Source organism: Pseudomonas sp. SH10-3B (genome assembly GCF_019891415.1).
In the GTDB taxonomy this organism is placed as follows: domain Bacteria; phylum Pseudomonadota; class Gammaproteobacteria; order Pseudomonadales; family Pseudomonadaceae; genus Aquipseudomonas.
Map to the genome: position 1 here is coordinate 21,409 of NZ_JAFLXD010000011.1, position 15,736 is coordinate 37,144.

The 15,736-nt window shown below is 61.5% G+C and carries 12 protein-coding genes; 2 read left to right on the forward strand and 10 right to left on the reverse strand.

The window, feature by feature from the left end:
* Window positions 1–74: 74 nt before the first annotated feature.
* Together J1G35_RS11080 and J1G35_RS11085 are read left to right on the forward strand one after the other, a co-directional pair.
* Window positions 75–1,100 carry an iron ABC transporter substrate-binding protein gene (locus J1G35_RS11080; RefSeq protein WP_223014979.1) on the forward strand — a complete coding sequence of 342 codons (1,026 nt, stop codon included), beginning with the start codon at window positions 75–77 and terminating at the stop codon, window positions 1,098–1,100.
* Window positions 1,100–2,665 (forward strand): iron ABC transporter permease, encoded by a 1,566-nt coding sequence (locus J1G35_RS11085; RefSeq protein ID WP_223014980.1) that lies wholly within the window; start codon window positions 1,100–1,102, stop codon window positions 2,663–2,665. The genes J1G35_RS11080 and J1G35_RS11085 overlap by 1 nt, the downstream gene beginning before the upstream one ends.
* Before the next feature lie 46 nt (window positions 2,666–2,711).
* On the opposite strand, the gene J1G35_RS11090 is transcribed toward J1G35_RS11085, so the two are convergent.
* The 10 genes from J1G35_RS11090 to J1G35_RS11135 form a co-directional block, all read right to left on the reverse strand.
* Window positions 2,712–4,646, reverse strand: a complete 1,935-nt coding sequence (locus J1G35_RS11090) for a methyl-accepting chemotaxis protein (protein WP_053139391.1) — start codon at window positions 4,644–4,646, stop codon at window positions 2,712–2,714.
* 139 nt (window positions 4,647–4,785) lie between these two features.
* Window positions 4,786–6,075, reverse strand: coding sequence for an adenylosuccinate synthase (locus J1G35_RS11095; protein ID WP_053139389.1), 1,290 nt, complete (start codon window positions 6,073–6,075; stop codon window positions 4,786–4,788).
* A gap of 54 nt (window positions 6,076–6,129) precedes the next feature.
* Window positions 6,130–7,317, reverse strand: coding sequence for an ATP phosphoribosyltransferase regulatory subunit (locus tag J1G35_RS11100; RefSeq protein ID WP_053139387.1), 1,188 nt, complete (start codon window positions 7,315–7,317; stop codon window positions 6,130–6,132).
* Window positions 7,318–7,610: 293 nt separating this feature from the next.
* Window positions 7,611–8,477: a protease modulator HflC gene (gene hflC, locus J1G35_RS11105; RefSeq protein ID WP_010213607.1), complete on the reverse strand. Its 867-nt coding sequence runs from the start codon at window positions 8,475–8,477 to the stop codon at window positions 7,611–7,613.
* The gene (gene hflK, locus J1G35_RS11110) at window positions 8,477–9,652 is read right to left on the reverse strand and encodes an FtsH protease activity modulator HflK (protein ID WP_223014981.1); all 1,176 of its coding nucleotides are present in this window, start codon (window positions 9,650–9,652) and stop codon (window positions 8,477–8,479) included. Before hflK ends, hflC begins: the two co-directional genes overlap by 1 nt.
* A 96-nt stretch (window positions 9,653–9,748) precedes the next feature.
* Window positions 9,749–11,050, reverse strand: a complete 1,302-nt coding sequence (gene hflX, locus J1G35_RS11115; protein WP_223014982.1) for a ribosome rescue GTPase HflX — start codon at window positions 11,048–11,050, stop codon at window positions 9,749–9,751.
* Between the two features lie 12 nt (window positions 11,051–11,062).
* Window positions 11,063–11,323, reverse strand: coding sequence for an RNA chaperone Hfq (gene hfq / locus J1G35_RS11120; RefSeq protein WP_003171355.1), 261 nt, complete (start codon window positions 11,321–11,323; stop codon window positions 11,063–11,065).
* A 94-nt stretch (window positions 11,324–11,417) separates the two neighbouring features.
* Entirely contained in the window at window positions 11,418–12,389 is a 972-nt protein-coding gene (miaA, locus tag J1G35_RS11125; RefSeq protein ID WP_053139381.1) for a tRNA (adenosine(37)-N6)-dimethylallyltransferase MiaA, read from the reverse strand.
* The gene (gene mutL, locus J1G35_RS11130) at window positions 12,389–14,287 is read right to left on the reverse strand and encodes a DNA mismatch repair endonuclease MutL (RefSeq protein WP_172681531.1); all 1,899 of its coding nucleotides are present in this window, start codon (window positions 14,285–14,287) and stop codon (window positions 12,389–12,391) included. Before mutL ends, miaA begins: the two co-directional genes overlap by 1 nt.
* 14 nt (window positions 14,288–14,301) lie before the next feature.
* On the reverse strand, window positions 14,302–15,723 hold the full coding sequence (locus J1G35_RS11135) for an N-acetylmuramoyl-L-alanine amidase (protein WP_053139376.1): 1,422 nt from the start codon (window positions 15,721–15,723) through the stop codon (window positions 14,302–14,304).
* Between the last annotated feature and the right edge of the window lie 13 nt (window positions 15,724–15,736).

The following is a 15,736-nucleotide window of genomic DNA, read 5'->3' on the forward strand; positions in this document are numbered from 1 at the left end:
CCTTCGGCGCACTTGAGAAGTTTTATCGTTTATCCTTGCAATGATTTGTTGCACTCAAGCGAGGAAACCTCCGGATGATGATCCGCGATACCCGTCTCAAGACATCCCTTCTGCGTGGCCTGACCATCACTCTGCTCGGCCTGACCCTACTCTCCCCCGCCACCTATTCCGCCGACAAGGTCTCCCTGACCCTGTACAACGGCCAACACAAAGAAGTCGGCGATGAACTCGCCAAGGCCTTCGAAGCCAAGACCGGCATCCACGTCAACGTGCGCAAAGGCAGCAGCAACCAACTGGCCAGCCAAGTCGTGGAAGAAGGCGACCGCTCCCCTGCCGACGTGATCTACACCGAAGAGTCGCCACCCCTGAACAAACTCGGCGAGCAAGGCTTGCTGGCCAAGATCGACGCCAGCACCCTCGACGTGCTGCCCAAGGACTACGTCGGCAGCAACGGCGACTGGATGGGCGTGACCGCGCGCACCCGCGTTGTGGCCTTCAACCCGAAACTGATCGCCGAAAAAGACCTGCCCAAGTCGGTACTCGATTTCGCCGGCCCCGAGTGGCAAGGCAAGGTCGGCTTCGTGCCGACCAGCGGCGCCTTCCAGGAACAGGCCGTGGCGATCATCAAGCTGCACGGCCGTGAAGCCGCCGAAGAATGGCTGACCGGCCTGCGCGCCTTCGGCAAGGTCTACAGCAACAATATGGTCGCCCTGAAGGCTGTGGAAAACGGCGAAGTGGCCACCGTACTGGTGAACAACTACTACTGGTTTGCCCTGAAGAAAGAAAAAACCAACCTCGATTCCCAACTGCACTACTTCACCGATGGCGATGCCGGCGGCCTGATCACCGTGTCGTCGGCGGCCGCGTTGAAATCCAGCAAGCATCCAAAAGAAGCCCAGCAACTGCTGGCGTTCATGGCCAGCGAAGAAGGCCAGCGCGTGGTTACCAATACCTCGGCCGAGTACCCGCTGCGCAAAGGCATGGAATCCAACCGCGGCCTCAAGCCTTTCAGCGAACTGCAGCCGCCGAAAATCACCCCTGCCGACCTGGGCAACGCAGAAGAGGCCTTGGACCTGGAACGTGAGGTTGGCTTGAACTGATGAACCCATCGCTACCCACCCCCGCCCTGCGCGGGGGGTTCAGCCCACGCCGCAAGCGCCCTTCGATCTGGCTACTGCTCCCCGTCCTGTTACTGGTGGGCCTGAGCCTGCTGCCGCTGGTGTACGTCGGGCTGAAGGCTTGGCAGGCGGGCTGGGCGCAGGCGGTACATCTGCTCTGGCGGCCCTATGTGTTCGGGCTGCTGCGCAACACCCTGGCGCTGATGGTCGGCGTGACGCTGGCGTGCGGCGTGATCGGCCTGTCCCTGGCCTGGCTGCTGGAACGCAGCAATCTGCCGGGACGCCGCATCTGGGGCGTAGTCCTGTGCCTGCCGTTCGCGGTGCCGGCGTTTGTCAGCAGCTTTACCTGGGTCTCGTTGAGCGCCAATTTCGAAGGGCTCGGCGGGGCGATCCTGGTCATGACCCTGTCCAAATACCCGCTGGTGTTTTTGCCGGTGGCGGCGACGCTGCGCAATCTGGATCCCTCCCTGGAAGAATCGGCCCGCACCCTGGGACTGAATCGCTGGGGCGTATTCTTTCGCATCACCCTGCCCTTGCTGTGGCCGTCACTGCTGGCCGGGGCACTGCTGATTGCCCTGCATATGCTGGTGGAATTCGGCGCGCTGTCGATCATCGGCCTGCAAACCTTTACCACTGCGATCTATCAGCAATTCGAACTGGAATTCAGCAACGCCAATGCGGCAATGCTCTCGGCGGTGCTGCTGGTGCTGTGCCTGACCCTTCTGTGGCTGGAGCTACGTGTACGCGGCAAGGGCCGACATGTACGCATCGGCCAGGGCGCGGCGCGGCATGCAGAACAGGTTCGCCTGGGCAAGTGGGCAGCACTGGGCCAGGTGTATTGCCTGAGCCTGGCAATCATCGGCAGCGGTATTCCCTTGGGGATGCTCGGTTATTGGTTGGCAGTGGGCTCGTCGGCAGCATTTCCGGTGGCCGAGATCAGCGAGGCACTACTGTCCTCACTGGCACTGTCACTGGGTGGCGCGGCACTGTGCCTGGCGCTGGCAGTACCGGTGGGACTGCTCGTGGTGCGCTACAAGGGACAACTGGCGATCTGGGCCGAGCGCCTGCCGTACCTGCTGCACGCCCTGCCCGGCCTGGTGATTGCGTTGACGCTGGTGTATTTCGCCCTGCATTACGTGCCGACGCTGTACCAGACGTCGGCGTTGTTGCTGATCGCCTATGCGTTGTTGTTTCTGCCATTGGCTCAGGCGCCGATCCGCACGGCCTTGAACAAGGCAGCACCGCAACTGGAAGAGGCCGCGCGCACGCTGGGGGCTTCGTCGTTCAGTGCGTTTTGCCGGGTGACGCTGCCGATTATTTTCCCGGCATTGGGGGCGGCATTTGCGCTGGTGTTCCTGGATGCCATGAAGGAATTGACGGCGACGTTGCTGCTCAGCCCGACCGGGCTGAATACCTTGGCGACTGCCGTGTGGGCACACACCTCGAATGTGGAGTTTGCGGCGGCGGCGCCTTATGCGGCGTTGTTGATATTGGTGTCGGGGTTGCCGGTCTATCTGCTGACAACTCGGATGTACTTGAGCCGCTGAGATCGCTATCGGGAGCAAGCTCCCGATGAGGCCAGAACAGACGACACTAAGCCCGGAACTGCCCCAAGCTCGCCTTCAACTGCGCCGCCAACCCATCCAGCACCTTGCCACTGGCGGTAGTCTCCACCACCGCCTGTGCCGCACGTTCGGCCTGGGCATGGATCACCTCGACCCGGCCTCGTACCGCATGGGCGCCCTGGGCTTGATGCTCGGCGGCGCGGGTAGCCAGGCCAATCGCCGCATGCACCTGCTCCACCGAGGCCTGCACGGTCTGCTGCAAACGCACGCTGTCGCGCAGCACCAGCAAGCCTTCATTGGCCTGGCGTCCGGCCTTGCCGATGGTTTCGACCGCTTCGCGCGCGCCCTGCTGCAACGCGACGATATGCGCCTGGATATCACCGGTGGAGCTTTGGGTCTTGCTGGCCAACGCACGCACTTCGTCCGCCACCACCGCAAAGCCCCGCCCGGTCTCGCCCGCACGCGCCGCCTCAATGGCCGCGTTGAGCGCCAGCAGGTTGGTCTGCTCGGCGATGCCGTGGATAACCGTCAGCACCACTTCGATCTGCTCGCTTTGCTGGGCCAGACGCTCGATGACCTGGGAACCGGCCTGCACCTGCCCCGCCAGCGCCTCGATCAAACTGCCAACCTCCGCCGAAGTGCGCGAGTTCTCATCCGTCGCCTGGCGAATACCCACCACCTGCTGCAACGCCGCCTGCATGGCATGGCTTTCGGCCTGGGCCTCGTCGGCCATTTGCGACAGTGCGCGCAAACTCTCCGCCACCTCATCACGCTGCAAGCCGGCTGCCGCATCGGCGCCGGCATTGCGCAAGGTCATGGCGCCGATTTCCACGCCGGTACGCTGCGCCACATCGCCCGCCTCGCGCACGATGGGTTGCAACTTATCCACAAAGCGATTGACCGCCGAGGCCATGTCGCCGATTTCGTCCTTGCTGTTGATCTGCACGCGCTTGGTGAGGTCGCCCTCGCCTGCAGCCAGGTCATCCATGGCCGCGATGAGCAGCTTGAGGCGATTGACTACGCGACGACCCAGCACGATGGCAATCAGCAGCAATACGCCGAGCCCCACCAACGCCAGGCCCATGCCGATACGCCAGCGCAGGGTGCCGGCGGCTTCCTGCACGGCGCTGGTGGTGTTGGCGGTCATCTGGGTGGCCGTCGCTTGTGCTGACTGCAGCCTGGCACCCATGGCGCTGGCACTGTCAGCTGCGGCACCTTTGAGGCTGTCGCCCACCAACTGATCACCACTGGCGATCAGTGCAGCAAAGCGCTTATCCAACGCCAGCAGGTCCGCCTCGACGGAAGCCGTCGACACGCCCATGCGCACCTTGCCGATTTCCACGCCATTGGGGCTGATGGATGCCTCCACGTAATACACGGAAGGATCCGTCTTGGCCGCATCCAGCACTTTGTCCAGGGCTCGATCCCCTGCGCCTTTTGCCAGCAAGGCCTGGTTGATCGGATTTTCGCGGTTCAAGTAGCGGGTCAGGTGCTCGCCCGCAGCGTCGTCATAGACCACGAACAATACGTTGGGATTGCGCTGTGCACGCCGGGCGAACTCCGACAGCGTCGGCACGTCGCTGTCCCACATGGCGCGCGGCGCCACCGAGGCCAGCAGCTGCGCCATATCATTGGCGGAATCCTGCAGGTCTTTTTCCAGGGTTGCACGCAATTGCTTCTGCTCTGCCTGCAGGCGCTCGGAAAGCCCGGTTGTCAGGCGCTGACGGGTGCTGGTGGACAAGCTGTCCAGGCTCGACGTGACTTCCTTGCCGGCTTGCGCCAACTCGCCAGACAGCTTCTGGCTATCGACACCTAGGCGATTGCCCAAATCAGCTTCCAGCGCAGTCACTGTGCTCCGGGTTAGAGCGACCGCCACCAGCACTTGCACCAAAAGAGCGATACCAAGGGTAACGAACACCGGCCGCAACAGACGGCTTTGTAACAATGAGAGAACGGCAGACATCGGGAATCCCTCCACCACGGGTGCCATTAATTTGATAGCACCGCGAAAGAGAGAAACACAGCAAGGGTCGTGCCGCCTGGCAAACAGAAACGACAAAGGGCTCCCGAAGGAGCCCTTTGCTTTTTACATCAACAGCTTATTAAGCGAACGGATGACGCAGAACGATGGTTTCGTTGCGGTCCGGGCCCGTCGAAATAATGTCAATCGGCGCGCCGATCAGCTCTTCAACACGCTTGATGTAGGCACGGGCATTGGCCGGCAGCTCTTCCAGGGTCTTGGCACCCACGGTCGATTCGGTCCAGCCCGGCACTTCTTCGTACACAGGCTGCAGGCCCACGTAGCTGTCAGCGTCCGTCGGGGCGACGTCCTGACCTTCTGCATCTTTGTAGCCGACGCAGATGTTGATGGTTTCCAGGCCGTCGAGTACATCCAGCTTGGTGAAGCAGATGCCCGAGATGCTGTTCACATCGATAGCGCGACGCAGGATAACGGCGTCGAACCAGCCACAACGACGAGCACGACCGGTGGTCGCGCCGAATTCGTGGCCTTGCTTGGCCAGGTGCGCACCGACTTCGTCGAACAGCTCAGTCGGGAATGGGCCCGAACCGACACGGGTGGTGTAGGCCTTGGTGATGCCGAGGATGTAGTCCAGGAACATAGGACCAACGCCCGAACCGGTAGCAACGCCGCCAGCGGTGGTGTTGGAGCTGGTCACGTACGGGTAGGTACCGTGGTCGATGTCCAGCAGCGAGCCTTGGGCGCCTTCGAACATGATGTCTTTGCCAGCGCGACGCAGGTCGTGCAGCTCGGCAGTCACGTCCAGCATCAGCGGCTTGAGCAGCTCAGCGTATTCCTTGCACTCGGCCAGGGTCTTGTCGAACTCGATGGCCGGCTCTTTGTAGTAACCCACCAGCATGAAGTTGTGGTAATCCACCAGCTCACGCAGCTTGTCTTCAAAGCGTGGCATGTTGAGCAGGTCGCCCACACGCAGGCCACGACGCGCGACCTTGTCTTCGTAGGCCGGGCCGATGCCGCGACCGGTGGTACCGATCTTCAGCTCGCCACGGGCCTTTTCACGGGCCTGGTCCAGCGCAACGTGGAAGGACAGGATCAGCGGGCAGGACGGGCTGATACGCAGGCGCTCGCGCACCGGTACGCCTTTCTCTTCCAGCTTGGTGATCTCGCGCAGCAAGGCATCCGGTGCAACCACGACGCCGTTGCCGATCAGGCACTGCACGCCTTCGCGCAGGACGCCCGACGGGATCAGGTGCAAGACGGTTTTTTCGCCATCGATGACCAGGGTATGGCCAGCGTTGTGGCCGCCTTGGTAGCGCACTACGGCGGCAGCATGTTCGGTCAGCAGATCAACGATCTTGCCTTTGCCCTCATCACCCCATTGGGTGCCCAGGACTACGACATTCTTACCCATAACACTTGTCCTCATTCGCGCAAACTTGGTGCCGGCGATGGCCGGCAGGAAAACTCAAGAAGCCAGTGGCGATACTTGCCAAAGCCCGTTCTGCAGAATCAATTGCCGGTCGCAGTCCGCTTCACGGGCGGCGGCCAATGGCTGCCCAGGCAAGGCCTGGACGACACGCTGACCCTCACTGCGCAACTGGCAAACCTGCTGCCAGAGTGCTGCGTCCGTACTGTCGGGCATCCAGATGCCACCGGACGGCAGCTCGACCTCAGCACGCCCCAGGGTCACCAGGGTTTTCAAATCGGTGGAAAAGCCGGTGGCCGGACGCGCACGACCGAAGTCGGCGCCGATGTCGTCGTAACGACCACCTTGGGCGATGGCCTGGCCAACACCCGGTACAAACACCGCGAACACCACACCGGTGTGGTAGTGGTAGCCGCGCAACTCACCCAGATCAAAATACAGCGGCAACTGCGGGAAGCGCGCCGACAACCGCTCAGCAATCGCCAGCACGTCATCCAGTGCAGCCAATACCGGCGCCGGCGCCTTGGCCAGGCGTTCACGTGCAGCCACCAGCACTTCACGTCCGCCACACAGGTTGACCAGTGCGCGCAGCATGTCGGCCAGATCCGCAGGTACACCAGCGGTCAGGGCAATGACTTCATCGATCGCCTTGCGCTGCAAGGCATCGAACAGCTGTTGCTCGACTTCACCGGACAAACCGGCCGCACGGGCCAGGCCACGGTAGATACCAACATGACCGAGGTCCATGTGGACATCTGGCACATCAGCCAGTTGCAGCATGGCCAGCATCAAGCTGATCACTTCAACGTCACTGCTCGGGCTGGCATCACCGTACAACTCCGCGCCCAACTGGATCGGGCTACGGGAAGACGACAAGGCACGCGGTTGAGCATGCAGCACGCTGCCGGCGTAGCACAGGCGGCTCGGGCCTTCGCGGCGCAGGGTGTGCGCATCGATGCGCGCCACTTGCGGCGTGATGTCGGCACGGAACCCCATTTGCCGGCCCGATTGCGGGTCGATGACCTTGAAGGTGCGCAGATCCAGGTCCTGGCCCGCGCCGGTGAGCAGGGATTCCAGGTACTCGATATGGGGGGTCACGACAAACTCGTAACCCCAGCTCTGGAACAGATCCAACACCTGGCGGCGCGCTACTTCAATGCGCGCAGCTTCTGGTGGCAGTACTTCTTCGATGCCATCTGGCAGCAGCCAGCGGTCTACCGTTGCCATTACGCCATTCCCCTATGATCCGGGCGGCCAGCCCTCGGCCGAGCCTTGAGTGAAGCAGAAAATACCCGCCCCCCCTGCATAAACCACGCGCAAGAGCGACGTGACGAACGACCTGTTAACGGCCTCGTCGGGCACTTTCCTCGAAAAACCTGTCACGCCTGCCGAATCAAACATGCAGACGCAAAAAAGCCGGGAATTTCCCGGCTGCCGCATCATACACCCGTTTTCTGAAAGGATCACCCCGCCAGGCGTTTTAGCCGCCCGACGGAGTGCCCTACAAAATCACGAGCTGGTTACTTGGACTTTTCCAGGTAGCGGAAGAAGTCGCTGCTTGGGTCCAGCACCATGACGTCGGTTTTGTTCGCGAAGCTTTCACGGTAGGCACGCAGGCTACGATAGAACGCGTAGAACTCCTGGTCCTGGCCGTAAGCCTTGGCGTAGATCGCCGCAGCTTGAGCATCACCATCACCACGGGCCTCTTCAGACTCGCGATAGGCTTCTGCCAGCAGTACACGACGCTGACGGTCGGCATCCGCACGGATACCTTCAGCCAACTCGTTACCCTTGGCACGGTGCTCACGGGCCTCACGCTCACGCTCGGTGCTCATACGCTCGAACACGCTGCGGTTCACTTCCTTCGGCAAATCGATGGCCTTGACCCGAACATCGACAACTTCGATGCCCAGTTCTTTTTCCGCCATCGTGTTCAACGAACGCGTGATATCCGCCATCAGCGCATCACGCTCACCGGACACCACCTCGTGCAGGGTGCGCTTACCAAACTGGTCACGCAGGCCCGATTCCAGACGGCGCGACAAACGCTCGTCGGCAATCTGCTTGAGGCCGGAGGTCGCGGTGTAGAAGCGCTCGGCATCCTTGACGCGCCACTTGGCGTAGGCGTCAACCATCACGGCTTTCTTTTCCAGGGTCAGGAAGCGCTGTGTCGGTGCATCCAGGGTCATCAGGCGGGCGTCGAACTTGCGTACCTGGTTGACGTAGGGGACTTTCACATGCAGGCCCGGCTGGACATCCGCCTGGACCACGCGACCGAATTGCAGCAGCACCGCACGCTCGGTCTGAGCCACGATGTAGAAGCAGTTCCAGGCAGCGATGACCACGACGACGCCCACAATCAGGGCGGTCAGCGATTTATTGCTCATCAACGACTCTCCCTGGTACGTGTTTGCTGTTGCAGCAAGTCAGCGGCCGCACGGGCACTCGCTTCGTTGGCAGCGGCATTGGAACCGGTGGACGGTGCACTGGAGCTGCTACGACCACCTTCGATCATCTTGTCCAGCGGCAGGTACAGCAGGTTGTTCTGCCCACCCTTGCTGCCGGTCACGAGGACCTTGCTGGTGTTGCTGAAGACTTCCTGCATGGTGTCCAGGTACAGACGCTCACGAGTCACTTCAGGGGCCTTGCGGTACTCGGTGACCAGCTTGGTAAAGCGATCCGCCTCACCCTTGGCGCGGGAGACCACTTCATCACGGTAGCCGTTTGCATCTTCAAGGATGCGCTGGGCCTGGCCACGCGCTTCCGGGACGACGCCGTTGGCGTAGGTTTCAGCCTGGTTGCGCGAACGCTGCTCGTCTTCACGGGCGCGGATCACATCGTCGAAGGCTTCCTGCACTTCACGCGGTGCCGCAGCGCTCTGTACGTTCACCTGGGTGACGGTGATACCGGTGCGATAGGTATCGAGGAACCGTTGCAGGCGCTCCTTGATTTCGCTGGCCATCAACTCACGACCTTCGGTCAGCACCTGGTCCATGGCGGTGGAACCCACCACGTGGCGCAGGGCGCTTTCGGTTGCGTGTTGCAGGCTGATTTCCGGCTGATCAACGTTCAGCACGAAGTCCTGCAGGTTGGTGATCTTGTACTGCACGGTCAACGGCACTTCGACGATGTTCTCGTCTTCGGTCAGCATCTGGCCCTGCTTGGTGTAGGCACGCTCACGCGTGACGTTCTCCATGTACTTCTTGTCGATCGGCGGGAAATAGATGTTCAGGCCAGGACCGACAGTCTCGTAGTACTTGCCGAAGCGCAGCACCACGGCTTGCTCCTGCTCGTCCACGACATATACGGCGCTGTACAGCCATACGGCCGCCAGCACGACAAGACCCAGGCCCAGCAGGCCATAGCCGCCGCCCTTGCCTGTGCGACCACCTTCGTCACCACCACGTTTTTTTCCACCACCGAACAACCCATTCAGGCTTTCCTGCAGCTTTCGGAAGGCCTCGTCGAGATCTGGTGGCCCCTTGCGGTCGCCATTATTGCGGCGCTTACCACCCCAAGGATCCTGATTATTCGAGTTGCCACCCGGCTCATTCCAAGCCATAGCGCTCTCCATCTGATAAAGCAAAGACGCACCCACGGCGCGCCGACCAATGCTACAGAATGCCTGCTACTGCGGCACAACCGCTTTCGGAGGCTTTTATTGCAAAGTGTGTTGTTCGATGAACTCTGTCGGTACTACGCCTTCACGGCTGACCAGCCGATTGAGCTCCGAGCGCGGCAATCGAACGGCCAGCAAACTGACACCTTCTTCGTCGTATTCTTCTTTCTGTACCGCGCCCAGCTCGAAAAACTGTGCACGCAGTCGAGCAAAACGCTGAGGCAAGCGCAAGGTGCCGACAAACAAATCGCTGCCGAGCAATTCGGCAATGGCTTGTTCAAGCAGCTCCAAACCACTGCCATCACGCGCCGACAGCCAGACCCGCTGGGGTTTGCCGTTCTCGTCGCGCTGGATTTGTGGCTCGACGCCTTCAAGCAAATCGAGTTTGTTATAGACCTCAAGGATCGGCAAGTCCTGGGCGCCAATCTCGCCCAGCACGACCATGACCTGTTCAATCTGCAACATGCGATCCGGTTCGGCCGCATCGATCACGTGCAACAGCAGGTCGGAGTTGCTCGACTCTTCGAGCGTAGACCGAAACGCCTCGACCAGCTTGTGGGGCAAGTGACGAATGAAACCCACGGTGTCGGCCAGGACAATCGGCCCCAGGTCGTCGATATCCAGACGGCGCAAGGTCGGGTCGAGGGTCGCGAACAGTTGGTCAGCCGCGTACACGTCCGATTTCGTCACGTTGTTGAACAGCGTGGACTTGCCGGCGTTGGTATAGCCCACCAGCGATACGGTAGGGATATCGGCACGCGAACGGCCACGTCGCGATTGCTCGCGCTGGCTGCGCACCTTCTCCAGTCGGCCCTTGATCTGACGCAGGCGAACCCGCAGCAGGCGTCGGTCGGTTTCCAACTGGGTTTCACCCGGGCCCCGCATGCCGATACCGCCACCCTGACGCTCAAGGTGAGTCCAACCGCGAACCAGCCGGGTGCTCATGTGATCAAGCTGGGCCAGTTCTACCTGGAGCTTGCCCTCATGGGTACGGGCGCGTTGGGCGAAAATATCGAGAATCAGACCGGTGCGGTCGATCACGCGACACTCGAAAACACGTTCGAGGTTACGTTCCTGACTGGGCGTGAGGGTATGGTTGAAGATCACCAGATCGGCTTCTTCGGCGTGGACCAGATCGCGCAGTTCCTCGACCTTGCCGCTGCCAATCAGGAATTTGGCGGTTGGCCGATGACGCGGCACGTTAAAAAACGCAACGGTCTCGGCGCCGGCCGAATTTGCCAACTCCTGAAACTCCTGCGGATCTTCGCGCGCCTCAGGGTCCTGTCCATCCAAGTGAACGAGGATTACTCGCTCACCACCACCGTGGCGCTCAAAGAACAAAGGAGACTCCTATCAGGCGTTACCTGGCTCAGCGTCAGCTGCATCATCACCTGCTGCGCTAGGCAGACGGATTGGACGAACTGGAACCACTGTCGAGATAGCGTGCTTGTAAACCATCTGGCTGACGGTGTTTTTCAGCAGGATCACGAACTGGTCGAACGACTCGATCGTGCCTTGCAGCTTGATACCGTTGACCAGGTAGATGGAAACCCCCACTTTCTCTTTACGTAAAGTATTCAAGTAAGGGTCTTGTAGCGAATGCCCTTTTGACATGTGCCGCACTCCTTTAAGGATCAATAATAAAAAATCGGAAAATAAATAGCTCATGGCCGTCACACCCCCAAGGATAGACGGCAATTGCAAGGACTCAGCTCAATATGGAGACCGTTCCCAAGTATTTCAAGGCGCGTGACAGATTGTCGCTGTCCAGGCTGTCCAACCAGTGCAAATCGCTCCAGCTGCGCAACCAGGTGAACTGGCGCTTCGCCAATTGGCGCGTGGCGATGATGCCGCGCTCCTGCATTTCGGCTGACGTCAGCTTGCCATCCAGATGATCCCAGACTTGGCGGTAGCCTACAGCACGTATCGAAGGCAACCCTGGATGCAGGTCACCTCTTGAACGCAGTGCTACGACCTCGTCCACAAACCCCTGTTCCAACATAATTGTGAATCTTTGTGCAATTCGTTCATGCAGCACCTGGCGATTTGCCGGAGCGATGGCCAGATTCGCCACAGTATAGGGCAATTGTGACTGTCCAGATGCGCCTGCGTCAGCACTTTGCGCAGTTTGTTTCAGCCGCAGTTCAGTCATGGTCTGACCGCTGACACGCCAGACTTCCAGGGCGCGACTGAGGCGCTGAGGATCATTGGGGTGAATGCGCGCGGCAGATACCGGATCGACCACAGCCAACTGGTCGTGCAGGGCTTGCCAGCCAAGGCGCGCAGCCTCTTCTTCGAGTTCGGCGCGCACCTGGGCATCGGCGGGCGGCATATCGGCCAACCCCTCCTGCAAAGCCTTGTAGTAAAGCATCGTGCCGCCGACCAGCAGCGGAATGTTGCCGCGCGCCGTGATCTCGGCCATGGCGGCCAGGGCGTCGGTGCGAAAATCTGCCGCCGAATAGCTCTCGGCCGGGTCAATGATGTCGATCAACCGATGCGGATACTGTGCCAGCAGCTCTTTTGAGGGCTTGGCGGTGCCAATGTCCATGTCCCGGTAAACCAGGGCAGAGTCGACACTGATCAACTCGCAGGGCAGCACCTTGGTCAGCTCGATGGCCAGGTCGGTCTTGCCGGCGGCCGTGGGGCCCATCAGGAAGATTGCGGGGGGCAAGGCGCTCATCAACGACCGCGCAGGAACAGTTTGTCCAGATCGTCCAGGCCCATTTGGGTCCAGGTCGGTCGGCCGTGGTTGCATTGGCCGCTGCGCTCAGTGTTTTCCATGTCGCGCAGCAGGCCGTTCATTTCCGGCAGGGCCAGGCGGCGATTGGCGCGGATAGCGCCGTGACACGCCATAGTCCCGAGCAGTTCGTTGATGTGCGCCTGGATGCGGTCGCTGGTGCCGTACTCCATGAGATCGGCCAGCACGTCGGCCACCAGCCGGTTGGCTTCGGCCTGCTTGAGCAGCGCGGGAATCTGGCGAATCGCCAGGGTTTCCGGGCCTAGGCGTTGCAGTTCGAAGCCCAATTTCTGGAACACGCTGTGGTGCTCTTCGGCGCAATCGGCCTCACGCTGGCTGACGGCCAGGGATTCCGGCACCAGCAACGGCTGGCCACTCAGGCCTTCACTGGCCATGGCGATTTTCAGGCGCTCGTACATGATCCGCTCGTGAGCGGCGTGCATGTCCACCAGCACCAGGCCATGGGCGTTTTCCGCAAGGATGTAGATGCCCTTGAGCTGCGCCAGCGCGTAGCCCAGCGGTGGAATATCACCACCACCTTCCGGCAAGGCCACTGCGCCCGGCTCGGCACCTGGCAACGGCGCAAAGAATTCACGATAGGCAGCCTGCGCCTCGGCCACCGGTACGACCGATTGCGGACGCGGTGTGTATTGGTACTGATAACCCGCCCCTGAGCCAGAGCCCGGCGCCGTGTAGCTCGGTTGCGGTGGCGGCGATTGCAGCAGGTTTGCCGCCAGGCTCATTTCGCCCTGGGGGCCGAACTCACCAGCTTCAGGACCGCTCGGACGTACTACTGCGGTCACGATAGGCGCAGACAGCTGGTCGTCCGGGCGCACATCGCCCAGGGCACGGTGCAAGGTGCCATAGAGGAAGTCATGCACCATGCGCCCGTCACGGAAGCGCACTTCGTGTTTGGTCGGGTGCACGTTAACGTCGACCACCGAAGGGTCGACCTCGAAAAACAACACAAACGTCGGATGCCGCCCGTTGAACAGCACATCGCGATAAGCCTGGCGCACCGCATGGGCCACCAGCTTGTCGCGCACCGCCCGGCCATTCACAAAGAAATACTGCAAGTCCGCCTGGCTGCGGGAGAAGGTCGGCAAACCGACCCAACCCCACAGACGCAAGCCATTGCGTTCGATTTCAATCGGCAGCGCCTGCTCCAGGAAGCCGGCACCACACACAGCCGCTACCCGGCGTGCACGCGCGGCGTCATCGTTGGCTTCGTGGAGGCTGAGGATGGTCTTGCCGTTGTGGCGCAGGTGAAACGCCACATCGAAACGCGCCAGGGCCAGGCGTTTGATGACTTCTTGCAGGTGATCGAATTCGGTTTTTTCGGCCTTGAGGAATTTACGCCGCGCCGGAGTGTTGAAGAACAGATCGCGCACTTCCACCGAGGTGCCCACCGGGTGCGCAGCCGGCTGGACCCGAGGCGCCATGTCGCGGCCTTCGGTTTCCACCTGCCAGGCCTGCTCGGCATCACGGGTACGCGACGTCAGGGTCAGGCGCGCCACGGAGCTGATGGAGGCCAATGCCTCACCCCGAAAGCCCAGGCTCATCACGCGCTCAAGGTCTTCGAGGTCGCGGATCTTGCTGGTGGCGTGACGGGCCAGGGCCAGCGGCAGGTCATCGGAGGAGATCCCGCTGCCATCGTCGCGTACGCGCAGCAGCTTGACGCCGCCCTGCTCCACATCGACATCGATGCGCTTGGCGCCGGAGTCGATGCTGTTCTCCAGCAACTCCTTGATCACCGATGCCGGCCGTTCAACGACCTCGCCCGCCGCAATCTGGTTGGCAAGGCGCGGGCTGAGCAATTCAATGCGCGACCCGCTGTTCAAGACTGATTCGCTCATTACTGCGCCGCCAATTCAGTGCCAGGGATGGTCAACACCTGGCCGATTTTCAACTCATCGGTCTTCAGGTTGTTGGCGCTGCGCAAGGACGCGGCCGAGACTTGGAAACGCACGGCCAGCATGGCCACTGTGTCGCCGGGCTGCACGCGATGGTCACGCGGGCCCTGGGCGATTTTCCCGGAGTCGCGCAGCCAGGCAATATAGGTGCCCGGCGGCGGATTCTGCTGGAAGAACTGGCGCACGCCGGCGCTGATGGAACGTGCCAATGCCTGCTGGTGGCTGGCACTGGCGAGCTTCGAGGCTTCATTGGCGTTGGAGATAAATCCGGTTTCCACCAGGATCGATGGGATATCCGGCGACTTCAGCACCATAAACCCGGCTTGCTCCACACGCTGCTTGTGCAACGAGGTCACGCGGCCGATGTTGCTCAACACCTTCTGGCCGACGTTCAAGCTGGAGGTCAGCGAAGCCGTCATCGACAGGTCCAGCAGTACACCGGCGAGCATCTTGTCCTTGTCATCGAGGGACACGTTGCCGGCCCCGCCGATCAAGTCGGAGCGGTTTTCACTGTCGGCCAGCCAGCGGGCGGTCTCGGACGTAGCGCCGCGATCCGACAAGGCAAACACCGAAGCCCCGAATGCGGCGGCCGAAGGTGCGGCGTCAGCGTGGATCGAGACGAACAGGTCGGCGCCCTTCTTGCGCGCGATTTCGGTACGGCCGCGCAACGGAATGAAGTAGTCGCCGGTACGGGTCAGTTCGGCGCGGTAGCCTTTCATGCCGTTGACCTGGCGTTGCAACTCGCGGGCGATGGCCAGCACCACGTCTTTCTCATGCTGACCGCGCGAACCGGACGCGCCCGGGTCTTCACCGCCGTGGCCAGCGTCGATCACCACGATAATGTCGCGTTTGCCGGCCGGGGCTGGCGGCGGCGGTGGCAACTTGACCTGGGGTTGCGACGGGTTGACCGGTACGGCCGGCACTGTCGCCACGGCCGGGGTTGGCGCAGGCGGCGGCGCGGCATCGGCGGCGTTGTCGAACAGATCGACCACCAGCCGGTTGCCATATTGGGCGTTTGGCGCCAGGGAGAAGCTTTTCGGGGTCACGACCTTTTTCAAGTCGATCACCACGCGCAGGTCAGTCGGCGTGCGCTGCGCCGAGCGCATGGCGGTAATCGGCGTGTTGGCGGTGGACACTTTCAACGGCGCGGCCAGGGTCGCACCATTGATGTCGATCACCAGGCGATCAGGCGCCGTGAGGGTAAAGACACTGTGCTGGACCGGGCCAGACAGGTCGAACACCAGTCGCGTGTTATCCGGCGCTCGCCACAGGCGAACACTCTTCACCTGTGAAGCAGCCAGAGCATTGACAGTCATTGCCGCAAGCAACACCCCTACGACAGCAACCAACGCGCGAAAGCGCATACCTAACCCCACC